General features: G+C 60.2%; 23 protein-coding genes. 18 read left to right on the forward strand and 5 right to left on the reverse strand.

Annotated elements, in window-relative coordinates; translation table 11 throughout:
* Positions 1 to 117 precede the first annotated feature (117 nt).
* Together FQ192_RS25455 and FQ192_RS25460 are read right to left on the reverse strand one after the other, a co-directional pair.
* Positions 118 to 459, reverse strand: a complete 342-nt coding sequence (locus FQ192_RS25455; RefSeq protein ID WP_010467527.1) for a zinc ribbon domain-containing protein YjdM — start codon at positions 457 to 459, stop codon at positions 118 to 120.
* A 181-nt stretch (positions 460 to 640) separates the two neighbouring features.
* Entirely contained in the window at positions 641 to 1,609 is a 969-nt protein-coding gene (locus FQ192_RS25460; protein ID WP_133837677.1) for a polyprenyl synthetase family protein, read from the reverse strand.
* Positions 1,610 to 1,849: 240 nt separating this feature from the next.
* Here FQ192_RS25460 and rplU point away from each other — a divergent pair, with 240 nt between their 5' ends.
* The 5 genes from rplU to FQ192_RS25485 all read left to right on the forward strand — a co-directional run bounded on the left by rplU (position 1,850) and on the right by FQ192_RS25485 (position 5,621).
* On the forward strand, positions 1,850 to 2,164 hold the full coding sequence (rplU, locus tag FQ192_RS25465) for a 50S ribosomal protein L21 (protein WP_003176051.1): 315 nt from the start codon (positions 1,850 to 1,852) through the stop codon (positions 2,162 to 2,164).
* Positions 2,165 to 2,198: 34 nt separating this feature from the next.
* Positions 2,199 to 2,474, forward strand: coding sequence for a 50S ribosomal protein L27 (gene rpmA, locus FQ192_RS25470; protein WP_007901871.1), 276 nt, complete (start codon positions 2,199 to 2,201; stop codon positions 2,472 to 2,474).
* Between the two features lie 194 nt (positions 2,475 to 2,668).
* Complete coding sequence (gene cgtA, locus FQ192_RS25475) at positions 2,669 to 3,892, forward strand: Obg family GTPase CgtA (RefSeq protein WP_123514524.1); 1,224 nt, start codon at positions 2,669 to 2,671, stop codon at positions 3,890 to 3,892.
* A 137-nt stretch (positions 3,893 to 4,029) separates the two neighbouring features.
* Positions 4,030 to 5,148, forward strand: a complete 1,119-nt coding sequence (gene proB / locus FQ192_RS25480) for a glutamate 5-kinase (RefSeq protein ID WP_149661021.1) — start codon at positions 4,030 to 4,032, stop codon at positions 5,146 to 5,148.
* A gap of 11 nt (positions 5,149 to 5,159) precedes the next feature.
* Complete coding sequence (locus FQ192_RS25485) at positions 5,160 to 5,621, forward strand: CreA family protein (RefSeq protein ID WP_149661022.1); 462 nt, start codon at positions 5,160 to 5,162, stop codon at positions 5,619 to 5,621.
* Positions 5,622 to 5,787: 166 nt separating this feature from the next.
* Here FQ192_RS25485 and rpsT read toward each other — a convergent pair whose 3' ends face one another.
* On the reverse strand, positions 5,788 to 6,066 hold the full coding sequence (gene rpsT, locus FQ192_RS25490) for a 30S ribosomal protein S20 (RefSeq protein WP_008154937.1): 279 nt from the start codon (positions 6,064 to 6,066) through the stop codon (positions 5,788 to 5,790).
* 252 nt (positions 6,067 to 6,318) lie between these two features.
* Between rpsT and murJ the strand changes: the two genes are divergently transcribed.
* From murJ to ispH, 6 genes are all read left to right on the forward strand, one after another.
* Positions 6,319 to 7,857 (forward strand): murein biosynthesis integral membrane protein MurJ, encoded by a 1,539-nt coding sequence (gene murJ / locus FQ192_RS25500; protein WP_149661023.1) that lies wholly within the window; start codon positions 6,319 to 6,321, stop codon positions 7,855 to 7,857.
* Positions 7,858 to 7,986: 129 nt separating this feature from the next.
* A complete protein-coding gene (gene ribF / locus FQ192_RS25505) occupies positions 7,987 to 8,937 on the forward strand; it encodes a bifunctional riboflavin kinase/FAD synthetase (RefSeq protein ID WP_149661024.1) in 951 nt (316 codons plus the stop codon).
* On the forward strand, positions 8,938 to 11,769 hold the full coding sequence (ileS, locus tag FQ192_RS25510) for an isoleucine--tRNA ligase (RefSeq protein ID WP_149661025.1): 2,832 nt from the start codon (positions 8,938 to 8,940) through the stop codon (positions 11,767 to 11,769).
* A complete protein-coding gene (gene lspA, locus FQ192_RS25515) occupies positions 11,762 to 12,274 on the forward strand; it encodes a signal peptidase II (RefSeq protein WP_149661026.1) in 513 nt (170 codons plus the stop codon). The genes ileS and lspA overlap by 8 nt, the downstream gene beginning before the upstream one ends.
* Positions 12,275 to 12,281: 7 nt before the next feature.
* On the forward strand, positions 12,282 to 12,719 hold the full coding sequence (gene fkpB, locus FQ192_RS25520) for an FKBP-type peptidyl-prolyl cis-trans isomerase (protein WP_178129233.1): 438 nt from the start codon (positions 12,282 to 12,284) through the stop codon (positions 12,717 to 12,719).
* 236 nt (positions 12,720 to 12,955) lie between these two features.
* Positions 12,956 to 13,903 carry a 4-hydroxy-3-methylbut-2-enyl diphosphate reductase gene (gene ispH / locus FQ192_RS25525; RefSeq protein ID WP_149661028.1) on the forward strand — a complete coding sequence of 316 codons (948 nt, stop codon included), beginning with the start codon at positions 12,956 to 12,958 and terminating at the stop codon, positions 13,901 to 13,903.
* Here the strand turns inward: ispH and FQ192_RS25530 are convergent.
* Positions 13,872 to 14,429 (reverse strand): GspH/FimT family pseudopilin, encoded by a 558-nt coding sequence (locus FQ192_RS25530; protein WP_149661029.1) that lies wholly within the window; start codon positions 14,427 to 14,429, stop codon positions 13,872 to 13,874. The genes ispH and FQ192_RS25530 overlap by 32 nt on opposite strands.
* 130 nt (positions 14,430 to 14,559) lie before the next feature.
* On the opposite strand from FQ192_RS25530, the gene FQ192_RS25535 reads away from it, so the two are divergent.
* The 7 genes from FQ192_RS25535 to thiO are packed head-to-tail and all read left to right on the forward strand — an operon-like array spanning position 14,560 to position 21,345.
* Positions 14,560 to 15,033, forward strand: a complete 474-nt coding sequence (locus FQ192_RS25535; protein WP_149661030.1) for a GspH/FimT family pseudopilin — start codon at positions 14,560 to 14,562, stop codon at positions 15,031 to 15,033.
* Positions 15,030 to 15,479 carry a type IV pilus modification protein PilV gene (pilV, locus tag FQ192_RS25540; protein ID WP_149661031.1) on the forward strand — a complete coding sequence of 150 codons (450 nt, stop codon included), beginning with the start codon at positions 15,030 to 15,032 and terminating at the stop codon, positions 15,477 to 15,479. The genes FQ192_RS25535 and pilV overlap by 4 nt, the downstream gene beginning before the upstream one ends.
* The gene (locus FQ192_RS25545) at positions 15,476 to 16,189 is read left to right on the forward strand and encodes a PilW family protein (protein ID WP_149661032.1); all 714 of its coding nucleotides are present in this window, start codon (positions 15,476 to 15,478) and stop codon (positions 16,187 to 16,189) included. The genes pilV and FQ192_RS25545 overlap by 4 nt, the downstream gene beginning before the upstream one ends.
* A gap of 29 nt (positions 16,190 to 16,218) precedes the next feature.
* Positions 16,219 to 16,683 (forward strand): PilX N-terminal domain-containing pilus assembly protein, encoded by a 465-nt coding sequence (locus FQ192_RS25550; RefSeq protein WP_256672371.1) that lies wholly within the window; start codon positions 16,219 to 16,221, stop codon positions 16,681 to 16,683.
* Complete coding sequence (locus FQ192_RS25555) at positions 16,670 to 19,777, forward strand: pilus assembly protein (RefSeq protein ID WP_149661034.1); 3,108 nt, start codon at positions 16,670 to 16,672, stop codon at positions 19,775 to 19,777. The genes FQ192_RS25550 and FQ192_RS25555 overlap by 14 nt, the downstream gene beginning before the upstream one ends.
* A 15-nt stretch (positions 19,778 to 19,792) precedes the next feature.
* Positions 19,793 to 20,188, forward strand: coding sequence for a type IV pilin protein (locus tag FQ192_RS25560; protein ID WP_149661035.1), 396 nt, complete (start codon positions 19,793 to 19,795; stop codon positions 20,186 to 20,188).
* A gap of 56 nt (positions 20,189 to 20,244) precedes the next feature.
* The gene (thiO, locus tag FQ192_RS25565) at positions 20,245 to 21,345 is read left to right on the forward strand and encodes a glycine oxidase ThiO (RefSeq protein ID WP_149661036.1); all 1,101 of its coding nucleotides are present in this window, start codon (positions 20,245 to 20,247) and stop codon (positions 21,343 to 21,345) included.
* Between the two features lie 137 nt (positions 21,346 to 21,482).
* On the opposite strand, the gene FQ192_RS25570 is transcribed toward thiO, so the two are convergent.
* Entirely contained in the window at positions 21,483 to 22,823 is a 1,341-nt protein-coding gene (locus FQ192_RS25570) for a sigma-54 dependent transcriptional regulator (RefSeq protein WP_149661037.1), read from the reverse strand.

Here is a 22,823-nt window from a genome sequence, read left to right on the forward strand (position 1 = left end):
GTAAAGGTTGCGTAAGGTCAAAACGGCTGGCGTTTGGCTACTGCGCGGGATTGCGGGGGGAGGCGGGGGAGGGCGAAGCACCATCCCACGCCGGGCGCAGGATGGAGGACAGCAGGTTCAGACTTTTCTGACGAACTCGGATTTGAGCTTCATAGGGCCGATACCGTCGATCTTGCAGTCGATGTCGTGATCGCCATCGCACAGGCGGATGTTCTTGACCTTGGTGCCGACCTTGACCACCAGGGACGTGCCCTTGACCTTGAGGTCCTTGATCACGGTGATGGTATCGCCGTCTTGCAGGACGTTGCCCACCGAATCCTTCTTCACGGTGTCATCGGACGCCGCTTCAGCTTCGCCGCTGGCGGACCACTCATGGGCGCACTCAGGGCAGATCAGCTGTGCGCCGTCTTCGTAGGTGTATTCGGAATTGCATTTCGGGCAGGGTGGCAACGTGCTCACTAAAGCTCCTTGGATTGAGGATCACTAAAAGTCGCACATTATATAGGGTTTATTCGGGAGAGGGGCGACACGTGACTTTGTAGGAGCGAGGCTTGCCCGCGAAGGCGTCGTGTCAGTCGAGACAAATGTCGGCTGATAGATCGCCTTCGCGGGCAAGCCACGCTCCTACACAGGTAGCGTTTTAGTGCGTGCGGGCTACCGCAAACTCACTCAACTCCACCAGCGCATCGCGATATTCGCTGGCTGGCAACGCGTCGAGGCACTTGATCGCGCGAGCCACGTAGTCACGGGCCAGTTGCGCGGTGTACTCCAGCGAACCGGACGCTTCAACGGCCTCGCGGATGCTTTCCAGGTCTTCGATGCCACCCTTCTGGATCGCCTGGCGTACCAATGCGGCCTGCTCAGGGGTGCCTTCGCGCATGGTGTAGATCAGCGGCAGGGTCGGCTTGCCTTCGGCCAGATCGTCACCGACGTTCTTGCCCAGGGTTTCCGCGTCGCCTTTGTAATCCAGCAGGTCGTCGACCAGTTGGAAGGCCACGCCCAGGTGGTCGCCGAACGTACGCAGCGCTTCACTCTGTTCCGGCGAGGCTTCGCACAGGGCCGCGGCGCTGTGGGTCGAGGCTTCGAAGAGCATCGCGGTCTTGCCGCGGATGACTTCCATGTAGGTTTCTTCAGTGGTGCTGGCGTCACGAACCTTCGACAGTTGCAGCACTTCGCCTTCGGCAATGATGCGCGTGGCTTGCGAAAGGATCTTCATCACCGGCATGGAACCCAGTTCGACCATCATTTCGAAAGAACGCGAATACAGGAAGTCGCCGACCAGCACGCTTGGCGCGTTGCCCCACATCGCATTGGCCGTCGAGCGGCCACGGCGCATGCCGGACATGTCGACCACGTCGTCATGCAGCAGGGTGGCGGTGTGCAGGAACTCGATGGTGGCAGCCAGCAGGCGCAGGTCATCGCCTTCGCGCCCCAGGGCCTTGCCACACAGCAACACTAATAGAGGACGCAGGCGTTTACCGCCGGCCGAGGTAATGTAGTCGCCGATTTTCGATACCAGCGGCACTCGAGAAGTCAGCTGCTTCTTGATGATGCCGTCGACGGCACTAAAATCGTCCGCCACCGCGCGGTAGAAAGCTTGGGGTTGCATCAGCGACAGTTGCTCCAGAAGGGTTGCGCGGCATGCTAGGACCCACGTCCGGACCTGTCAAGGCGCGATGGACGGCCTCTTGCATCACTCCGGCAGCTTGCGTACAATCGCGCACCCTGAACTTCCTGGGCAGCACCTGCCTTACGCAATTGCAATCAGGCCTTCCAGCCTTATGCAGCCATGCCAGCCAATACCTCTTCTTATAAAGAGCTGGGTGAGCAGGATTATCGGAGAAATACCATGTCGTACGCAGTAATTGTTACTGGTGGCAAGCAATACAAGGTCGCCCCAGGTGAATACCTGAAGATCGAAAAACTGGAAATCGCTACCGGCGAATCCGTTACTTTTGATCGCGTTCTGTTGGTCGCCAATGGCGATGACGTGAACATCGGCGCTCCAGTTGTTGCTGGCGCTACCGTTGTGGCTGAAGTGATCTCCCAAGGTCGTCACGATAAAGTCCGCATCATCAAGTTCCGTCGTCGTAAGCACCACATGAAGCGTATGGGCCACCGCCAGTGGTACACCGAGATCAAAATCACAGGTATTCAGGCTTAATTTCAGCCTAATTCCTCACTAGGAGAATTGACTCATGGCACACAAAAAAGCTGGTGGTAGTACCCGTAACGGTCGCGACTCAGAAGCCAAACGCCTTGGCGTGAAGATGTATGGCGGCCAGGTTATCATTCCGGGCAACATCATCGTGCGTCAGCGCGGCACCCAATTCCACGCTGGCTACGGCGTTGGTATGGGCAAAGATCACACTCTGTTCGCTAAAATCGACGGCGTGATCAAGTTCGAAGTAAAAGGCGCCTTCGGTCGTCGTTACGTAAGCATTGTTCCGAAGACTGACGTCGTCGCGGCATAATTACGTAGTTGCTGGAAAAGCCCTGTCTCGCGACGGGGCTTTTTCGTTTGTGGGGTGAGTCTCTTGCAAAGCTGTTTGTGATGGGCGAAAGCAGCTGGGTTTGAGGTTGTTGCTTGAGGTCGCTGCGCTCATTTTTGCAAGAGTCTTATGTCTTGGTTTTTTCGGCTCGTCCGTATGGCGAGAGGCGTTTTGTTATGAAGTTTGTTGATGAAGTATCGATTCGAGTAAAGGCCGGCGACGGCGGCAACGGTTGCATGAGCTTCCGTCGCGAAAAGTTTATTGAAAACGGCGGCCCGAACGGCGGTGATGGCGGTGATGGCGGCTCGGTCTACATGGTTGCCGACGAAAACCTCAACACCCTGGTGGATTACCGTTACACCCGGCACTTCGATGCCGAGCGCGGTTCCAACGGCGGCAGCACCGACTGCACCGGCAAGAAAGGTGAAGAACTGGTGCTGCGCGTGCCGGTCGGCACCACGGTGATCGACTCCGCTACCCAGGAAATCATCGGCGACCTGACCAAGGCTGGTCAGCGTCTGCTGGTGGCCCATGGCGGCTGGCATGGTCTGGGCAACACCCGTTTCAAATCCAGTACCAACCGGGCTCCACGTCAGACCACTCCGGGCAAGCCGGGTGAGGCGCGTGATCTCAAGCTGGAAATGAAAGTATTGGCTGACGTCGGTCTGCTCGGCTTGCCGAACGCCGGTAAAAGCACGCTGATCCGCGCTGTTTCGGCCGCCAAGCCGAAAGTTGCCGACTACCCGTTCACTACCTTGGTGCCGAACCTGGGTGTGGTCAGTGTCGATCGCTGGAAAAGCTTCGTGGTCGCGGACATTCCGGGCCTGATCGAAGGCGCTTCCGACGGCGCCGGCCTGGGGATTCGCTTCCTCAAGCACTTGTCCCGTACCCGCCTGCTGCTTCATCTCGTGGATATGGCGCCACTGGATGACACCAGCGCCCCGGATGCGGCGGAAGTGATTGTCAGCGAGCTGACCAAGTTCAGTCCGTCCCTGGCCGAGCGCGATCGTTGGTTGGTACTGAACAAGTGCGACCAGATTCTTGAAGAAGAGCACGATGAGCGCGTCAAGGAAATCGTTGATCGCCTGGAATGGACCGGTCCGGTCTATGTGATCTCCGCGATCTCCAAGCTCGGCACCGAGCGTCTGTGCCACGACATCATGCGTTATCTGGAAGATCGTGCCGATCGCCTGGCAGCCGACCCGGCCTACAAGGAAGAGCTGGCCGAGCTCGATCAGCGCATCGAAGACGAAGCCCGTGCTCAGCTGCAGGCCCTGGATGACCAGCGTGCCCTGCGCCGTAGCGGCGTGAAGTCGGTCCATGACATCGGCGACGATGATTGGGATGAAGAAGATGTGGATGACGAAGACGGTCCGGAAATCATTTACGTGCGTGACTGATCCGTTGCGATAAACTTAAGCGCCGCTCAATCGAGCGGCGTTTTAGTATCTGGAAATCGATAGTTGGTCACGAATAACCACGAATAACGTTACGGGCAGTGCCAGGTCGCACTGCCCTCAAACTAAGGTTGAAGATGATGCGGAGCAAGGTGACAGGTGCGCAGCGTTGGGTCGTGAAGATCGGCAGCGCTTTGCTGACGGCGGACGGCAAGGGCCTGGATCGCGCGGCAATGGGTGTCTGGGTTGAACAGATGGTGGCCTTGCATGAGGCGGGCGTTGAGTTGGTGCTGGTGTCCTCTGGGGCAGTGGCGGCCGGCATGAGCCGTCTGGGCTGGACCGTACGACCCAGTGCAATGCACGAGTTGCAGGCGGCTGCCGCCATCGGTCAGATGGGGCTGGTGCAGGCCTGGGAGTCGAGCTTTGCCGAGCATGGCCGGCATACCGCGCAGATTCTCCTGACCCACGACGACCTGTCCGACCGCAAGCGCTACCTGAACGCCCGCAGCACCTTGCGCGCGCTGGTGGATCTCAAGGTTATCCCGGTGATCAACGAAAACGACACCGTGGTCACTGACGAAATCCGTTTCGGCGACAACGACACGTTGGCGGCGCTGGTGGCCAACCTGGTCGAGGCTGATTTGCTGGTGATCCTGACTGATCGCGACGGCATGTTCGATGCTGATCCGCGCAACAACCCCGACGCTAACCTGATTTACGAAGCTCGTGCCGATGATCCGGCGCTGGATGCGGTGGCGGGTGGCACCGGCGGTGCGCTGGGTCGCGGTGGTATGCAGACCAAGTTGCGTGCGGCGCGGCTGGCAGCGCGTTCCGGGGCGCACACCATCATCGTCGGCGGGCGCCTGGAGCGCGTGCTTGATCGCCTCAAGGCGGGCGAGCGCATCGGCACGTTATTGTCGCCTGAGCGCGGCCTGCTGGCGGCGCGCAAGCAATGGCTGGCCGGGCATCTGCAAACCCGTGGCACCCTGGTGCTGGATGCGGGCGCTGTCACGGCATTGTCCAAGGGCAATAAAAGTTTGCTGCCGGTCGGCGTCAAATTGGTTCAGGGCAGCTTCCGTCGTGGCGAAATGGTGGTGTGCGTGGCGCCGGACGGTCGGGAAATCGCCCGGGGTCTGGCCAATTACAGCGCTCTGGAAGCACAAAAAATCATCGGGCAGTCGTCTGAGGCGATTGTCGGTCTGTTGGGTTATATGGCGGAACCGGAACTGGTTCACCGCGATAACCTGATCCTGGTCTGAAGGAAAACTGAATGCGCGTTGCAAAGGGATTATTGGGCTTGTTGCTGGCGATGCCGTTGCTGGCTTCGGCAGAAGAGATCGGTCAGGTGTCGACAGTGTTCAAATTTGTCGGCCCGAATGACCGAATTGTGGTCGAGGCGTTTGACGATCCGAAAGTCGAAGGCGTGACTTGCTATCTGTCGCGGGCCAAGACTGGCGGCGTGAAGGGTGGTTTGGGGCTGGCTGAAGATCGTGCTGAGGCATCCCTGGCGTGTCGTCAGGTGGGGCCGATCAACTTCAAGGGCGAGCTGAAGGATGGCGATGAGGTGTTCAAGGAGCGCACTTCGCTGGTGTTCAAGACCATGCAGGTGGTGCGTTTCCTGGACAAGAAGCGCAATACGCTGGTGTACCTGGTCTACAGCGACCGCTTGATTGAAGGCAGTCCGCAGAATGCGGTGACGGCGATTCCGATTCTGCCGTGGCCTCATCAGTGATTTGAAAATCGCCTTCGCTCCTGCGGGGTATGCGACACAACCCTGTAGGAGCGAGGCTTGCCCGCGAAAGCGTCAGGTCGGCCGCCGCAATACTCACTGAAATAAAAGCCAAATCGCAGGCAATAAAAAACCGACCCTGAGGTCGGTTTTTTAACAAGCTTGTAGCTTAAGCGGCAACAGCAAGGTTCAGAGCCTTGACGTGACCGTTCAGGCGGCTCTTATGACGAGCAGCCTTGTTCTTGTGGATGATGCCTTTATCGGCCATACGGTCGATAACTGGCACGGCCAGAACGTAAGCAGCTTGAGCTTTTTCAGCGTCTTTTGCGTCGATGGCTTTAACTACATTCTTGATGTAGGTACGAACCATGGAACGCAGGCTGGCGTTGTGGCTGCGACGCTTCTCAGCCTGTTTTGCACGTTTTTTGGCGGAAGGTGTGTTGGCCACCGTCGAGCTCCTCGAAAGACTTTTTAGGAAATAGCAAACAAAATAGGCCGCGAATCATGCCGATGAGTTGATGTCTTGTCAAGGGCGGTTGAGACGTTCCGCTAAGTGGTAGGTATAAAGAGGCGGGATATTTATTTCCGGCGCTTGACCTGTAAACTCGCGAGCTTTGGCTCTGTGCTGCTGCGGCGCGGAGTATCGCATAAGTAGGCGCTTTGTTCGCCTGCTGTTTATCGACAGGCACAAACTCTTTCAATGAATCTGCTCAAATCGTTGGCCGCCGTCAGCTCTATCACGATGCTTTCCCGGATTCTGGGGTTCGTTCGTGACACGCTTATCGCACGTACATTTGGTGCGGGGATGGCGACCGACGCCTTCTTTATCGCCTTTAAACTGCCCAATCTGCTGCGGCGGATCTTCGCCGAGGGCGCCTTTTCCCAGGCCTTCGTGCCGATTCTTGCCGAATATAAAAGCCAGAAGGGCGAGGAGGCGACGCGAACGTTCATTGCCTACGTCTCGGGTCTGCTGACCCTGGTGCTGGCCTTGGTCACGGCGCTGGGGATGATCGCCGCGCCCTGGGTGATCTGGGCCACAGCGCCGGGTTTTACCGATACCCCGGAGAAATTCGAGCTGACGTCCAGCCTGTTGCGGGTGACGTTCCCTTATATATTGCTGATCTCCCTGTCTTCATTGGCCGGGGCGATCCTCAATACCTATAACCGTTTCTCGGTGCCGGCCTTTGTGCCGACGCTGCTGAACGTCAGCATGATTATTTTTGCGCTGTTCCTGACGCCGTACTTCAATCCGCCGGTGATGGCGCTTGGCTGGGCCGTTCTGGCCGGTGGCCTGGCGCAATTGCTGTATCAGCTGCCACACCTGAAAAAGATCGGCATGCTGGTGCTGCCGCGCCTGAACCTGCGCGATACGGGCGTCTGGCGGGTGATGAAGCAGATGTTGCCGGCCATTCTTGGCGTTTCCGTCAGCCAGATTTCCCTGATCATCAACACGATCTTTGCCTCGTACCTGGTGGCCGGCTCCGTGTCCTGGATGTATTACGCCGATCGCCTGATGGAATTGCCGTCCGGCGTGCTGGGCGTGGCGCTGGGCACGATTTTGCTGCCGACCCTGGCCAAGACCTACGCCGGCAAGGATCGCCAGGAATACTCACGCATCCTCGATTGGGGCCTGCGCCTGTGCTTCGTGCTGGTGCTGCCGTGCTCGCTTGCGTTGGGGATTCTGGCCGAGCCTCTGACGGTTTCGCTGTTCCAGTATGGCGCATTCAGCGCGCTTGACGCCTCTATGACCCAGCGGGCATTGATCGCTTATTCGGTCGGTTTGCTCGGGATTATCGTGATCAAAGTGCTGGCGCCGGGCTTTTATGCGCAACAAAACATCCGCACGCCGGTAAAAATCGCGATCTTCACCCTGATCGTCACGCAATTGTTCAACCTGGTGCTGATCGGCCCGCTGGCCCATGCCGGTCTGGCCCTGGCCATCAGCATCGGCGCCTGCATCAATGCCGGGCTGTTGTTCTATCAACTGCGCAAACAGCAGATGTACCAGCCGCAACCGGGCTGGGGGAAGTTCGGGCTCAAGCTTGTCGTTGCGGTGTTGGTGATGTCGGCGGTGTTGCTCGCCGGGATGCATTTCATGCCGGCCTGGGATCAGGGGCACATGCTTGAGCGTTTCCTGCGCCTGGGCGCCTTGGTGGTGGCTGGCGTGGTGGCGTATTTCGGCATGCTGCTGCTGATGGGCTTCCGTTTGCGCGACTTCAATCGCAAGGCGTTGAGCTGAGGCGCAAGCCTGAATAAACACGGGCGGGCCGGCAGTTTTGTCGGCTCGATCACTTTGGGTTACGGTGTTGCCTGTCGTCGGCCGCCGGGTGTGGTTATAATCGACCACTTTATGAGCAAGAAGCGCGTTATGCAGCTGGTTCGAGGCCTCCACAATCTGCGCCCCCAGCATCGGGGCTGTGTCGCCACTATTGGCAACTTTGACGGTGTTCACCGTGGTCACCAGGCAATCCTGGTCAGGCTGCGTGAGCGTGCGCTCGAGTTGGGCGTGCCCAGCTGCGTGGTGATTTTCGAGCCACAGCCGCGGGAATTTTTTGCGCCCGACACGGCGCCGGCCCGTCTGGCCCGGCTGCGGGACAAACTGCAGCTGCTGGCCGACGAAGGCGTCGATCGGGTCCTGTGCCTGGCGTTCAACCATCGTCTGAGCAAACTCAGCGCCGCGGAATTCGTCGATACGATTCTGGTGGATGGCCTGGGCGTGCAGCATCTGGAGGTCGGTGACGATTTCCGTTTCGGTTGCGACCGTGTCGGGGATTTCGATTTCCTGCAACAGGCCGGCGTCCTCCAGGGTTTTACCGTCGAAGCGGCGCAAACCGTCGAGCTGGACGGTATTCGCGTCAGCAGCACCCAAGTGCGGAATGCCTTGGCCGCTGCCGACTTTGCCTTGGCCGAGCGCCTGCTGGGGCGGCCGTTCCAGATTACCGGGCGGGTGCTGCATGGCCAGAAGCTGGCGCGCCAGCTCGGAACACCGACCGCCAACATCCAGCTCAAGCGTCGTCGCGTGCCGTTGTCCGGGGTGTACCTGGTCAATGTCGACATCGACGGCAAGACCTGGCCCGGCGTTGCCAATATCGGCGTACGGCCCACGGTCCAGGGGGATGGCAAGGCCCACCTCGAAGTACATCTTTTAGATTTTGCCGGCGATCTGTATGACCGGCGTTTGACGGTGGTTTTCCACCACAAGCTGCGTGAAGAGCAGCGTTTCGCCTCTCTGGAGGCGCTTAAGACGGCGATCAATGCGGATGTCGCCGCCGCCCGTGCCCTGTCGCACCTAGCGCCAATCGCTAATGAAGAGCCTTAAATGACCGACTATAAAGCCACGCTAAACCTTCCGGACACCGCCTTCCCAATGAAGGCCGGCCTGCCACAGCGCGAACCGCAGATTCTGCAGCGCTGGGACAGTATTGGCCTGTACGGTAAGTTGCGCGAGATTGGCAAGGATCGTCCGAAGTTCGTTCTGCACGACGGCCCTCCGTACGCCAACGGCACGATCCACATCGGTCACGCACTGAACAAGATTCTCAAGGACATGATCATCCGCTCGAAGACCCTGTCGGGTTTCGATGCGCCTTATGTTCCGGGCTGGGACTGCCACGGCCTGCCGATCGAGCACAAAGTCGAAGTGACCCACGGCAAGAACCTGGGCGCGGATAAAACCCGCGAACTGTGCCGTGCCTACGCCACCGAGCAGATCGAAGGCCAGAAATCCGAATTCATCCGTCTGGGCGTGTTGGGCGATTTCGCCAACCCGTACAAGACCATGGACTTCAAGAACGAGGCCGGTGAAATCCGTGCCTTGGCCGAAATCGTCAAGGGCGGTTTCGTGTTCAAGGGTCTCAAGCCTGTGAACTGGTGCTTCGACTGCGGCTCGGCCCTGGCTGAAGCGGAAGTCGAATACGAGAACAAAGACTCCTCGACCATCGACGTGGCGTTCCCGATCGCCGACGAAGCCAAGCTGGCTGCCGCTTTCGGTCTGTCGTCCCTGGCCAAACCGGCGTCGATCGTGATCTGGACCACCACCCCGTGGACCATCCCGGCCAACCAGGCGCTGAACGTCCACCCGGAATTCAACTACGCCCTGGTCGATGTCGGCGACAAACTGCTGGTGCTGGCTGAAGAGCTGGTCGAGTCATGCCTGGCCCGCTACAACCTGGAAGGTTCGGTCATTGCGACCACCACCGGTAAAGCGCTGGAGCTGATCAACTTCCGTCACCCGTTCTACGATCGCCTGTCGCCGGTTTACCTGGCCGAGTACGTCGAACTGGGCGCTGGCACTGGCGTGGTTCACTCCGCCCCGGCCTATGGCGTTGACGACTTCGTGACCTGCAAAGCTTATGGCATGGTCAACGATGACATCCTCAATCCAGTGCAAAGCAACGGTGTGTACGTGCCGTCGCTGGAATTCTTTGGCGGCCAGTTCATCTGGAAGGCCAACCCGGTCATCGTCGACAAACTGACCGAAGTCGGTGCGCTGCTGCACACCGCCATCATCAGCCACAGCTACATGCACTGCTGGCGCCACAAGTCCGCGCTGATCTACCGCGCCACCGCGCAGTGGTTCATCGGCATGGACAAAGAGCCGACGTCGGGTGAAACCCTGCGCAAGCGCGCGATCAAAGCCATCGAAGAAACCAAGTTCGTCCCGGCCTGGGGCCAGGCGCGCCTGCATTCGATGATCGCCAACCGTCCGGACTGGTGCATCTCCCGCCAGCGCAACTGGGGCGTGCCGATCCCGTTTTTCCTGAACAAGGAAAGCGGCGAGTTGCACCCGCGCACCGCCGAGCTGATGGAAGAAGTCGCCAAACGCGTCGAAGTCGAAGGCATCGAAGCCTGGTTCAAGATGGACGCGGCCGAGCTGCTCGGTGACGAAGCGCCGCTGTACGACAAGATCAGCGACACCCTCGACGTCTGGTTCGACTCGGGTACCACGCACTGGCACGTCCTGCGCGGTTCGCACCCGATGGGCCACGAGACCGGCCCGCGTGCCGACCTGTATCTGGAAGGCTCGGACCAACACCGTGGCTGGTTCCACTCGTCGTTGCTGACCGGTTGCGCCATCGACAACCACGCGCCGTACCGCGAACTGCTGACCCACGGTTTCACTGTGGATGAGTCCGGTCGCAAGATGTCCAAGTCCCTGGGCAACGTGATCGCGCCGCAAAAGGTCAATGACACACTCGGCGCCGACATCATGCGTCTGTGGGTCGCTTCCACCGATTACTCGGGTGAAATGGCGGTTTCCGACCAGATCCTGCAGCGCAGTGCGGACGCCTACCGGCGGATCCGTAACACCGCGCGCTTCCTGCTCTCGAACCTGACCGGTTTCAACCCGGCCACCGACATCCTGCCGGCCGAAGAAATGCTCGCCCTGGACCGTTGGGCCGTGGATCGCACCCTGCTGCTGCAACGCGAGTTGCAAGTGCACTACGGCGAATACCGCTTCTGGAACGTCTACTCCAAGATCCACAACTTCTGCGTGCAGGAGCTGGGCGGTTTCTACCTCGACATCATCAAGGACCGCCAGTACACCACTGGCGCCAACAGCAAGGCCCGTCGTTCGGCGCAAACCGCGCTGTACCACATCAGTGAAGCGCTGGTGCGCTGGATCGCGCCGATCCTCGCCTTCACCGCTGACGAACTGTGGGAATACCTGCCGGGCGAGCGCAACGAATCGGTGATGCTCAACACCTGGTACGAAGGCCTGACCGAACTGCCGGACAACGTCGAGCTGGGCCGCGCCTACTGGGAGCGGATCATGGCGGTGAAGGTCGCGGTCAACAAGGAAATGGAAATCCAGCGCGCGGCCAAGGCTGTCGGTGGCAACCTGCAAGCCGAAGTGACGCTGTTCGCCGAAGAGGCGCTGAGCGCCGACCTGGCCAAGCTGAGCAACGAACTGCGCTTTGTCCTGATCACTTCGACCGCCAGCGTTGCGCCATTCGTACAGGCTCCGGCCGATGCCGTAGTCACCGAAGTCAGCGGCCTGAAGCTGAAGATCGTCAAGTCGGCCTTCGCCAAGTGCGCCCGTTGCTGGCACTGCCGTGAAGACGTCGGCGTGAACCCGGAGCATCCGGAAATCTGCGGTCGTTGCGTCGACAACATCAGCGGCGCGGGCGAGGTTCGTCACTATGCCTAACGCGGCTGGCCGTTTCGGACGGCTGAGCTGGCTTTGGTTGAGCGTGCTGGTCCTGGTCATTGACCAGGCCAGCAAGTTCTACTTCGAAGGCAAGCTCGAGATGTACCAGCAAATCGTGGTGATCCCCGATTTGTTCAGTTGGACCCTGGCCTACAACACCGGCGCGGCGTTCAGCTTCCTGGCCGACAGCTCCGGCTGGCAGCGCTGGTTGTTTGCGTTGATCGCGGTAGTGGTCAGTGCGGTGCTGGTGGTCTGGCTTAAACGCCTGGGCCGCAACGAAACCTGGCTGGCCATCGCTTTGGCGCTGGTGCTGGGCGGGGCGCTGGGCAATCTGTATGACCGCATCGCCCTGGGCCATGTGATCGATTTCATTCTTGTGCATTGGCAGAACCGCTGGTATTTCCCGGCGTTCAACTTTGCCGACAGCGCCATCAGCGTCGGTGCGGTAATGCTTGCGCTGGATATGTTCAAAAGCAAGAAAACCGGAGAAACCGTTCATGACTGAACAGGTATTGGCTGAGCAACGCATCCGCCAGAACACGGAAGTCACCTTGCACTTTGCATTGCGCCTGGAGAACGGCGACACGGTCGACAGCACCTTCGATAAAGCCCCGGCGACCTTCAAGGTCGGTGACGGCAACCTGTTGCCAGGTTTCGAAGCGGCACTGTTCGGCTTCAAGGCGGGCGACAAACGTACACTGGCCATTGCGCCGGAAAACGCGTTTGGCCAGCCCAACCCGCAAAACGTGCAGGTCATCCCGCGTTCGCAGTTCAAGGACATGGACCTGTCGCCGGGTTTGCTGGTGATCTTCAACGATGCGGCCAATACTGAATTGCCCGGTATCGTGAAAGAATTCGATGACGACCAGGTCACCATCGACTTCAATCACCCGCTGGCGGGCAAGACATTGACCTTTGACGTCGAGATCATCGACGTCAAATCGCTGTAACTGACCCAACACGGTCAACTGTAGGAGCGGGCTTGTGTGGCGAGGGGGCTTGCCCCCGTTGGGGTGCGAAGCGCCCCTAAAACCAGCCGCCGCAATCTTGAATGAGCTTGCGATGACTGATTTACGATTGCTGCGCAATCGAACGGGGGCAAGCCCCCCCCGCCACAACAAGCCGGTTGCCACAGTGGTTTTTCATTGTTTTCGCTATTTCTTGCGCGCAAGACACGAGGCACAGCATGCAAATCAAACTCGCCAACCCCCGTGGCTTCTGCGCCGGCGTGGACCGGGCGATCGAAATCGTCAACCGCGCCCTGGAAGTCTTCGGGCCGCCGATCTACGTGCGCCACGAAGTGGTCCACAACAAATTCGTCGTCGAAGACCTGCGCTCCCGCGGTGCGATCTTCGTTGAAGAACTGGATCAGGTGCCGGACGACGTCATCGTGATCTTCAGTGCCCACGGCGTTTCCCAGGCTGTGCGTACCGAAGCGGCCGGCCGTGGCTTGAAAGTGTTCGACGCCACCTGCCCGCTGGTGACCAAAGTGCACATCGAAGTCGCGCGCTACAGCCGTGACGGTCGCGAGTGCATCCTGATCGGCCACGCCGGTCACCCGGAAGTCGAAGGCACCATGGGCCAGTACGATGGCAGCAATGGCGGCGCGATCTACCTGGTCGAAGACGAAAAAGACGTCGCCACGCTGCAAGTGCACAACCCCGACAAACTGGCGTTCGTGACCCAGACGACCCTGTCCATGGACGACACCAGCCGCGTGATCGACGCCCTGCGTGCGCGCTTCCCGGCCATCGGTGGCCCGCGCAAGGACGACATTTGCTACGCCACGCAAAACCGTCAGGACGCCGTCAAGCAACTGGCCGACGAATGCGACGTGGTGCTGGTGGTCGGCAGCCCGAACAGCTCCAACTCCAATCGCCTGCGTGAACTGGCCGAACGCATGGCTACGCCGGCGTACCTGATCGACGGTGCCGAAGACCTGCAAAAGAGCTGGTTCGATGGCGTCGAGCGTATCGGCATCACCGCTGGCGCCTCCGCACCGGAAGTACTGGTGCGTGGCGTGATCCAGCAGTTGCAGGCCTGGGGCGCTACCGGTGCCGATGAACTGTCCGGTCGCGAGGAGAACATCACCTTCTCCATGCCTAAAGAGTTGCGCGTGCGTTCTTTGCTTTAAGCCTTTTCTCCTGCGCACACAGCGCCTGCTCAGTCTTTTTGCTGTCCAGGCGCACGCGGCCCGTCGCGGCTAGCACCACCCGCAGGTGGCTGACCGGCTCCCGGGGCGCGCACAGGTGCAATGTCCCTGCTTGAAAGGCCCGGCCGGGCATCAACGGTTGGCCTAGATGGCTGAAGCGTACAAAGCGCTGGACATGCCAATTGCCGACAATCGGCACTTGAGCGCCACTCCCGTGCTCCATCAGCAGAGGATTCCTGCTGTCTTCAGGCCCCTTGCCACTGATATCCAGAATAATCCGCCAACCCTGGCTCCAGTCGCCATTGATGCCATGGATCACCACGTTCTGGTTGTGCGTGAGGGCCGCCGTCCTGGCGTTGCGAATGCCACTGATCAGTGACTGAGCGGCCACCTCTCGATCATTGGATTCCACCAGCGCTCCGAACGCCGGACTGACCAACAGCAGAACAATCCCGGCAATTGCCAGTCCCATAAGCAGTTCGATCAGGCTGAAGCCTCGTTGATGCATGCATTTCCCTCCGTGGAGCGGTGCGGTTCGCGCCATCCGTGCGCGAGTAATGGCAAAACAACCGTACATCTGCCGGTCGAATGTTCTAGCGTGTAGAAGCAGGTATAGCCGACGGCAACGGAGGGCACCGATGGATCATCGTACAAAAGGTTTCACGCTGGTCGAGGTGCTGGTCACCCTCGCGGTTTTTCTGATCCTGATCACGATGGCGGTGCCGATGTTTACCCGTTCGATACAGGGCACCCGGGCTGATACCGACATTGGCGACTTGCAGCGCGCGCTCAATTACGCACGGCTGGAGGCCATCGACCGTGGCGTGACCACACGCCTGCGGCCGACGGCGGGTGGCAGCGTCTGGACCGGCGAACTGGCGGTCTACGACAGTACTGGCACTCCGGCCAATATATTACGGGTTGTTCCAGCGATGAGCGGCGGCGCCACTCTGGCGCTAACCTCAGGAGTGACCGCCATCGATTTCAACAATCTGGGCGGTTTGTCGGCACCGTCCACGGCGGTGGTGATCACTTATAGGTTGGGGGCGCAAAGCAGGACGCTGAACGTGTGCTTGAACGGACGGATTCTATTGGGTGGAAGTTGCGGATGAGGGAACGGAGCAAGAGAGCACAGGAGGGCATGACGCTGATCGAGGTATTGGTCGCGTTGTTGATTCTGACCGTGGGGCTGTTGGGGGCGGCGGCGATTCAGCTCAATGCGCTCAAGTACACCGACAGCGCGCGAATGACCACTCAGGCGAGCTTTATCGCCTATGACATGATGGATCGCATCCGTGCCAACTCCGGCGCCGATTACACCGTCACGCCTCCGACCTCGGGCAACCTGAGCGTCGCGCGGGACCAGGACCTCTTCGATTTCACCACCAATATCGTCAATTTTGGCGGGGCGACTGCCACCGGCAGCGTGGCACTGAACCAGCGGGTGTACACCATCACTATTACCTGGGATGACTCGCGAGCCGCCAATGTCGCCAACACGCGTCGTGTTTTTGTCCTGACCAGTCGTGCTGTAGCCGATCCAGTGGCGACCCCATGAAGCAATCCAGCCGAGGTTTCGGCCTGATCGAGTTGTTGATCGCCCTGGCGCTGAGCCTGATCGTGGTGCTGGGCGTGGCGCAGGTGTTCATCTCGGCCAAGAACACCTACGTCAGCCAGAACATCGCCGCCGGGATGCAGGAAGACGCGCGGTTCGTGTTGAGCAAGATGATTCAGGAAATCCGCATGGTCGGGATGTTTGGCTGCCTGGGGACGGTGACGGATGCCAGTACCGCAGGTGACTTCAACGCCAGTCAGCTGGCGCCGATCAGTTGGGATAACGCCAATCTCAAGCTGACGCTGATCACGGCTGACGTCGGGAGCGGTGGCGGTACGCCAACCTGGACCGTGCTCACTGACTGTAAAACCAGCGCCACGGCGTACACGGACTTGCGAGCCCCGGCGTCCGGGCAGATGGCGTTCCCGATACGTCGCTTGATTTACAGCTTCACAGCCAATCAGCTGTTGATGGGCTCTGGGCACGGCACGCCGACCCAAGCCGTTTTGATCAATAACGTCAGTGCATTCAGTTTGTTGTTCGGCGTCGCCACGAGCACCACGGATGTGGCCGCCTCCAGTTACACCGCCAACCCGACCAATCCCGCGCTGATCCGCAGTGTGCGCCTGACCCTGACGTTATTCGATCCGAACAATCGCGTGCACAACCAGACCTTCACCGCCGTTGCCGCTTTGCGCAACCGGCTGCAGTAAGTGAGCGCAGGATGAGAGCCCCGACAAACATGCAAACACGCCAACAAGGCATGGCCTTGCTGGTCAGCCTGGTATTTCTGTTGCTGCTGACGGTGATCGGTATTTCGTCGATGCAGAACGCGACCCTCCAGGAAAAAATGGCCGGTAGCGTGACCCTGCGCAATCAGTCCTTCCAACTGGCTGAGGCGGCCTTGCGTATGGGTGAAAGCGCGGTGCAACTGGCGACCTACACCCTGGCGGTGTGCGGCACCACGGCGCAATGCGCGCCGCCGGCGGAATCCTCGACCGTGACCGGTGCCGGGCTCAATTCCACGTCCGGGGTCACCTGGATTGCCGCGGGCGGCGGTTTTTATGGGGTACAGAACATCGGCACCACCACGGGCGCCGTCAACATCCCGAGCAACTCCTCGGCGACGCTGTATCGGGTCACCGCCGTCGGCATCGTCGGTAATAACATTCGCAGTGTGGTGGAGAGCATCTATGCCAAGTATTGATGCTCGCGGTGGCTGGCGCCGAGGGTGGGCGCAGGTGCTTTTCGGTGCGTTGCTGAGCCTCTATCTGGCGGCGCCGGCCTACGCCTTCACGCCCTCGGACTCACCGTTGTTGAGCGCGGCGGCGGTGCCACCGAACGTCATGTTGTTGATCGACGATTCGGGGAGCATGAACACCATCATCTTCGCGGCGGGGTTCGATCCGACCGTCAATCGCACGCCGGCCCGGCAATGTAATGCGTTTATCGGCCTGTGCCTGAGCTCCTCGGACATCGTCGGCAACTCGATCTTCCTCTCCAGCCTGCCGACCTCCGGCTGTTCCGGGGGGGCCTACGCGTTCTACAACAACAGCCTGACCCCGCAATGCATCAAGCTCCCGGATCCTGTCGGCAATGAAAATACCCGCTACACCGACGACTACCTCTCCTACCTGGTGGGACTGGCAAACGGCAGTAACCGGGATTTCACTAACGGCTCGATTCCCAACGATTACCGCATCAACGTGGCGCGCAACGTCTCCAGCGCCTTGGTGACGAGCAACCGCGGCTTGCGGATTGGCTTGGCCACGTTCAACTCGCCCACCAGCACCAACTCCGGAAACGGTGGTTACATCGCCCGCGCCGTCAGTGACCTGGCGGTCGTCACCGGTAGCGTCACCCAGGCCCAGGCGGACACCAACTACAACGCCCTGATCAGCTCGATTAACGGCCTCGGCGCCGTGGCCAACACGCCGCTGGCCGAAACCTATTACGAAATCACCCGCTACTTTCGCGGCATGGCGCCGTACTACAACACCACGCCGACGACCTACACCAGCCCGATCCAGTACCGCTGCCAGAAGAACTACGGCGTGGTCGTCACCGACGGTTTGCCGACCTACGACCGCACGTTCCCGACCAGCGATCCACTGGGTGGCACTCGCTTGCCCAACTGGGACGGAATCAACAACGACGGCAATAACATCGCAGGCGATGATGAGGGCGATACCCTGTACCTGGACGACATCGCCAAGTTCGCCTTCGATATCGACATGCGTTCGACCGGCACTGACCTGGCCGGCAAAAGCTGGACGGCGGCGGATTTTCCCAAGCAGTACATGAACACGTACACCGTGGGTTTCACCGCGGCCAACCCGATGCTGTCGGATGCCGCCGCTTACGGCCAGGGCCTGTATTACCAGGCTAACGATGCCGCCGGCCTGAACACGGCGCTGTCTTCCGCTTTGAGCAACATCACCTCCAAGGCCGGATCGGGCGGTAGCGGTGTCACCAGCGGCACTACGGTGGCCAGTGGTTCGAGTTACTTCCAGACCAGCTACGATCCAAAGGACTGGCGCGGCACTATCAAGTCCTACGGCTTCACGGCCAACGGTTCGGTCAACACCGCCTCGGTGTTATGGACCACCGACACCGCCATCGTGCCCGGTGCCACGGCGCCGACTTACCAGTCCTGGAACACCCTGACCAACGCCGCGATAACCCTGGCCTACAGCAACTTTTCCCCGGCCCAGCAAACTTCACTCAGCCAGAGCCTGCCGACCGGGATTGTCGGCAATGACCTGGTGGAGTGGAGCAAGGGCACCAACAAGACTGGCTTGAAAGTACGCTCGGTTTTACTCGGCGACATCATCAACTCGCCGCTGGCGCTGGCTTCTCCCACGGATCAGACCGCGTCGGACCTGGTGGGCGATTCCACTTACACCACCTACCTGGCGACCAAAGCCGCCAACATGAGCCCCAGTCTGGTGGTCAACGCCAATGATGGCTTCCTCAATGTCATCAACGCCGCCAACGGTGCCCGGCGGTATGCCTACATGCCCTCCAGCGTGCTGCCGTCGTTGCGCTACATCGCCGATCCCACCTACATCAACGGCGTGAGCCACAAGTTTCTGGTGGACGGTCAGGTCGGGGTGTTCGATGCGCAATTGAGCAGCGCCTGGAAAACCCTGGCCCTGGGCGGGGTAGGGGCGGGCGGCAAGACGTTCTACGCGGTGCAGTTGTTCGATGCGTCGGCGGGCAACGTCTTCAAGGCATTGTGGGAAATCAGCGCACCGGCCACGGCGAACACGGCGAACGCTTTCAATGACCTGGGTTATGCCTATGCACGCCCGGAAGTGGCACGCTTGGCCGATGGGCGCTGGGCGGCCTTCATCTCCAATGGCTACGGGAGCAATTCGGGGGTGGCGGCATTGTATGTGGTGGATGTGCGCGACGGCTCGCTGATCAGGAAAATCGTTATCGACAACACGGAAACCACCAATGGCCTGTCGTCGGTGAAGCTCAGGGTCAACTCGCAGAACGTAGTGCAGGCCGCGTATGGCGGCGACCTGAAAGGACGTCTGTGGAAGTTCGACCTGAGCGGCGCCACGACGGACACCTGGGGCGTCGCCTTTTCCGGCAAGCCGTTGTTCACGGCGCCGGGGGGTGCCACGCAGCCGATTACCGCGCAACCGTTGCTGGCCGACAACTCTCTGGGTGGCAAGCAAGTGTTTTTCGGCACCGGGAAGTTCAATGAGGCCATCGACAAGACCAACAAGGATCTTCAGGCGTTTTATTCGGTATGGGACGCCGATGGCGGATCGGGTCAGTTGACCGTGTCGAGCCTGCAGGCCCAGGCCGTGACCGGGGTTACCAGCGGCAGCACTGGCGGGCAATTCATTACCACCAGCCAGAATGACACGACCTACCCGGCAGAGAAGGGTTGGTATCTGCCATTGGTGTACAACAACGTGCTGACCGGTGAGCGGGTGATCAATCAGGCCAGCCTGGTGGCCGGTCGGGTCGTGTTCACCACGGCCAGCGTCGACACCACCGACCCTTGCGCCAGTTTCGGCACCGGCAAGCTGGTCGAGCTGGATGCATTCAGCGGTAAGATGCTCAACTACGCGGTGCTCGACACCAATGGCGACGGGCTGGTCGACAGCACTGACTCGATTTCCAGCGGGGTGATTTTCACCGGTGGTATTCCGACGCTGAACGCGATCGTCAACAATGCGTCCCGCAAAATTGTGAACGACTCCAGTGGCGGCATTACCTCCCTGGTGGAAAAAACCGGCGGTGGCGGCAGCCGTCGCATCATGTGGCGACAAATACAGTAAGTGAGAGTTGAGGCAATGCGCAGATCCAACCGAGGTTTTACCCTGATCGAAATCATGATCGTGATTGCGATCATCGGAATCATTATCACCATTGGCTACCCGAGCTTCACCGAGTACATGAAAAAGGGCCGGCGCGCCGAGGTGACCGGGCTGCTGTCCGAACAGGCGCAAATTCTTGAGCGGTTCTATTCCAAGAGCAATGTCTATACCGGCGCCACCGGCCTGAGCGCAGGTAACGACTTTTACACCATCACCCCGACCCTTACCGATCAGGCCTTTACGCTGACGGCGGTGCGCAAGTCGGGTACGAGCATGGCGACCGACAAGTGTGGGGATTTCACGATCACCAATACCGGCGTCAGAAGCATGCTCAACGCCACGGCTACCACCAAGGATTGCTGGGGCCGCTGAGTTTCCTTTTCGGGCGCCTTTTGCGTCCCCTGTCTATTGAACGGTTGGATCAGAACATGAGCAGGCAACAGCAAGTGGTGATTGTCGGCGGCGGGGTGATTGGCCTGCTGACCGCGTTCAATCTCGCGTCCGAAGTGCAGAGCGTTGTGCTGCTGGATCGCTCGAACGTCGGCCAGGAATCGTCCTGGGCTGGGGGCGGCATTGTTTCGCCGCTGTACCCGTGGCGCTATAGCCCGGCGGTCACCGCGCTGGCTCACTGGTCCCAGGACTTTTATCCACAGCTGGGTGAGCGGCTGTTTGCCGCCACCGGCGTCGACCCCGAAGTGCACACCACCGGCCTGTACTGGCTGGACCTCGATGATGAAGCCGAGGCGTTGGCGTGGGCCAAGCACGAGAACCGGCCGCTGCGGGCTGTGGATATCTCGGCGGCCCATGACGCAGTGCCGGTTCTGGGCGGCGGTTTCTCCCGGGCCATCTACATGGCCGATGTCGCCAACGTGCGCAACCCGCGGCTGGTGAAATCCCTGAAGGCAGCCCTGTTGGCAATGCCGAACGTGACGATCCATGAACAGTGCGAAGTCAGCGGGTTTATCCGTGACGGCGACGCGGTGGTCGGGGTACAGACGTCCTCGGGCGCTATTCATGGCGACCAGGTGGTGCTGACGGCGGGTGCCTGGAGCGGTGATCTGCTCAAGAGTCTTGGTTTGGAACTGCCGGTCGAGCCAGTCAAAGGCCAGATGATTCTCTACAAGTGCGCGGCTGACTTTTTGCCGAGCATGGTCTTGGCCAAGGGCCGTTATGCGATTCCGCGCCGCGACGGGCATATCCTGATCGGCAGCACGCTGGAGCACGAGGGATTCGACAAGACCCCGACCGAGTCGGCGCTGGAAAGCCTGATGGCCTCGGCCGTGGAGTTGATCCCGGCGTTGGCGGAGGCCGAGGTGGTGGGGCATTGGGCCGGGCTGCGGCCGGGTTCGCCGGAAGGTATTCCGTATATTGGCCGGGTGCCGGGGTTTGCCGGGCTGTGGCTCAACTGCGGGCATTACCGCAACGGATTGGTGCTGGCGCCAGCGTCGTGCCAGTTGTTTGCGGATGTGATGCTGGGCAGGGCGCCGATCATTGATCCGGCGCCGTATGCACCAGTGGGGCGAATTTAAGGCGAAGAGCAAGATACCGCGGACGCCACAAACCTGGTAGGAGCGAGGCTTGCCCGCGAAGGCGTCATCACAGGATCGCAGCCATCGGGGGAAACCTGTGCTCCTGGAGCTGGCGAAGGCTGCGATCTTTTAAGCGGTCAATCCAATCCCAGCTTCTTGAGCCGATAGCGCATCGACCGAAACGACAGATTCAACCGCTGTGCCGCCGCCGTGCGGTTCCAGCGGGTTTCTTCCAGCGCCTGGAGGATGAGTTTGCGTTCGACGTTTTCCAGATAATCCTCCAGGTTGTCGATCCGCGTCAGGTCCGGCACGCCAGCCTCGGCGGCGCAGTTACCTTCGGCCAGGCGCAGGTCGGCGGCTTCGATCTGTTTGTTCTCGCACAAGGTGTGGGCGCGTTCGAGCATGTTCTCCAACTCCCGCACATTGCCCGGGAAGCGGTAGCTTTTCAGCGCTTCGACGGCTTGCGGGTGCAGCTTGGCGGCGGGTTGGCCGGTGCCGGCCGCCAGGCGCTTGAGCACGTGGCTGGCCAGGGTCTCGATATCGTCCCGGCGTTCGCGCAAGGGCGGGACCCGCAATTCGATCACGTTCAGGCGATAGTACAAATCCTGGCGAAAACGTTCGGCACTGACTTCGGCGTCGAGGTCTTTATGGGTGGCGCAGAGGATGCGCACATCGACCACGGTTTCCTGTTGTCCGCCGACGCTGCGCACCGCTTTTTCCTGAATCGCCCGCAGCAGCTTGACCTGCATGGCCAGTGGCAGATCAGCCACTTCGTCGAGAAACAGGGTGCCGCCATGGGCCGCCTGGAACAGTCCGGGCTTGTCTTCGATGGCGCCGCTGAAACTGCCCTTGCGATGGCCGAAGAATTCACTTTCCATCAGTTCCGACGGTATCGCCCCACAATTGACCGGGACGAAAGGTCGGCTGGCGCGTGGGCCTTGTTCGTGGATCAGGCGGGCGACCAGTTCCTTGCCGCTGCCGGATTCGCCGCTGATGTACACCGGGGCCTGGCTGCGGGCCAGTTTATCGATCTGTTTACGCAGGCTGCGCATCGGCAGTGAATCGCCGAGCAAGCGGCGATCAATCGCGGTGCTGGCGCCACCCGGTGCGGGCAGGCGCAGGGCGCTGGTGACCAGCTCTCGCAGGCGGGTGAGGTCCACCGGTTTAGTCAGGAAGTCGAAGGCTCCGGCCTTGAGGGCGTTGATCGCCGTTTCCAGGTTGCCGTAGGCCGTGATCATCGCCACCGGCACTTGGGGGTAACGTTGCTGGATGTGTTGCACCAACTCCAGGCCAGTGCCATCGGGCAGGCGCATGTCGGTCAGGCACAGATCGAACGTCTCCCGGCCCAGCAGGGCCTGGGCTTCGCCGAGGTTACGGGCACTGAAGGTGTCGAGTTTCATCCGTCCCAGGGTGATTTCCAGGAGTTCGCGAATATCCGGCTCGTCGTCGACGATCAGGACTTTCTGCTGTGGGCTCAT

This window comes from Pseudomonas sp. ANT_J12 (assembly GCF_008370045.1).
GTDB lineage: Bacteria > Pseudomonadota > Gammaproteobacteria > Pseudomonadales > Pseudomonadaceae > Aquipseudomonas.

What these genes read in the sequence shown, in the direction of transcription:
- FQ192_RS25550 (WP_256672371.1), top strand. Translation starts at nt 16,219, where the DNA reads ATGCAAACACGCCAACAAGGCATGGCCTTGCTGGTCAGCCTGGTATTT.
- pilV (WP_149661031.1), top strand. Translation starts at nt 15,030, where the DNA reads ATGAGGGAACGGAGCAAGAGAGCACAGGAGGGCATGACGCTGATCGAG.
- murJ (WP_149661023.1), top strand. Translation starts at nt 6,319, where the DNA reads ATGAATCTGCTCAAATCGTTGGCCGCCGTCAGCTCTATCACGATGCTT.
- proB (WP_149661021.1), top strand. Translation starts at nt 4,030, where the DNA reads ATGCGGAGCAAGGTGACAGGTGCGCAGCGTTGGGTCGTGAAGATCGGC.
- lspA (WP_149661026.1), top strand. Translation starts at nt 11,762, where the DNA reads ATGCCTAACGCGGCTGGCCGTTTCGGACGGCTGAGCTGGCTTTGGTTG.
- rplU (WP_003176051.1), top strand. Translation starts at nt 1,850, where the DNA reads ATGTCGTACGCAGTAATTGTTACTGGTGGCAAGCAATACAAGGTCGCC.
- FQ192_RS25485 (WP_149661022.1), top strand. Translation starts at nt 5,160, where the DNA reads ATGCGCGTTGCAAAGGGATTATTGGGCTTGTTGCTGGCGATGCCGTTG.
- ispH (WP_149661028.1), top strand. Translation starts at nt 12,956, where the DNA reads ATGCAAATCAAACTCGCCAACCCCCGTGGCTTCTGCGCCGGCGTGGAC.
- FQ192_RS25560 (WP_149661035.1), top strand. Translation starts at nt 19,793, where the DNA reads ATGCGCAGATCCAACCGAGGTTTTACCCTGATCGAAATCATGATCGTG.
- FQ192_RS25545 (WP_149661032.1), top strand. Translation starts at nt 15,476, where the DNA reads ATGAAGCAATCCAGCCGAGGTTTCGGCCTGATCGAGTTGTTGATCGCC.
- rpmA (WP_007901871.1), top strand. Translation starts at nt 2,199, where the DNA reads ATGGCACACAAAAAAGCTGGTGGTAGTACCCGTAACGGTCGCGACTCA.
- ribF (WP_149661024.1), top strand. Translation starts at nt 7,987, where the DNA reads ATGCAGCTGGTTCGAGGCCTCCACAATCTGCGCCCCCAGCATCGGGGC.
- FQ192_RS25530 (WP_149661029.1), bottom strand. Translation starts at nt 14,429, where the DNA reads ATGCATCAACGAGGCTTCAGCCTGATCGAACTGCTTATGGGACTGGCA.
- FQ192_RS25570 (WP_149661037.1), bottom strand. Translation starts at nt 22,823, where the DNA reads ATGAGCCCACAGCAGAAAGTCCTGATCGTCGACGACGAGCCGGATATT.
- ileS (WP_149661025.1), top strand. Translation starts at nt 8,938, where the DNA reads ATGACCGACTATAAAGCCACGCTAAACCTTCCGGACACCGCCTTCCCA.
- FQ192_RS25535 (WP_149661030.1), top strand. Translation starts at nt 14,560, where the DNA reads ATGGATCATCGTACAAAAGGTTTCACGCTGGTCGAGGTGCTGGTCACC.
- FQ192_RS25555 (WP_149661034.1), top strand. Translation starts at nt 16,670, where the DNA reads ATGCCAAGTATTGATGCTCGCGGTGGCTGGCGCCGAGGGTGGGCGCAG.
- cgtA (WP_123514524.1), top strand. Translation starts at nt 2,669, where the DNA reads ATGAAGTTTGTTGATGAAGTATCGATTCGAGTAAAGGCCGGCGACGGC.
- FQ192_RS25460 (WP_133837677.1), bottom strand. Translation starts at nt 1,609, where the DNA reads ATGCAACCCCAAGCTTTCTACCGCGCGGTGGCGGACGATTTTAGTGCC.
- thiO (WP_149661036.1), top strand. Translation starts at nt 20,245, where the DNA reads ATGAGCAGGCAACAGCAAGTGGTGATTGTCGGCGGCGGGGTGATTGGC.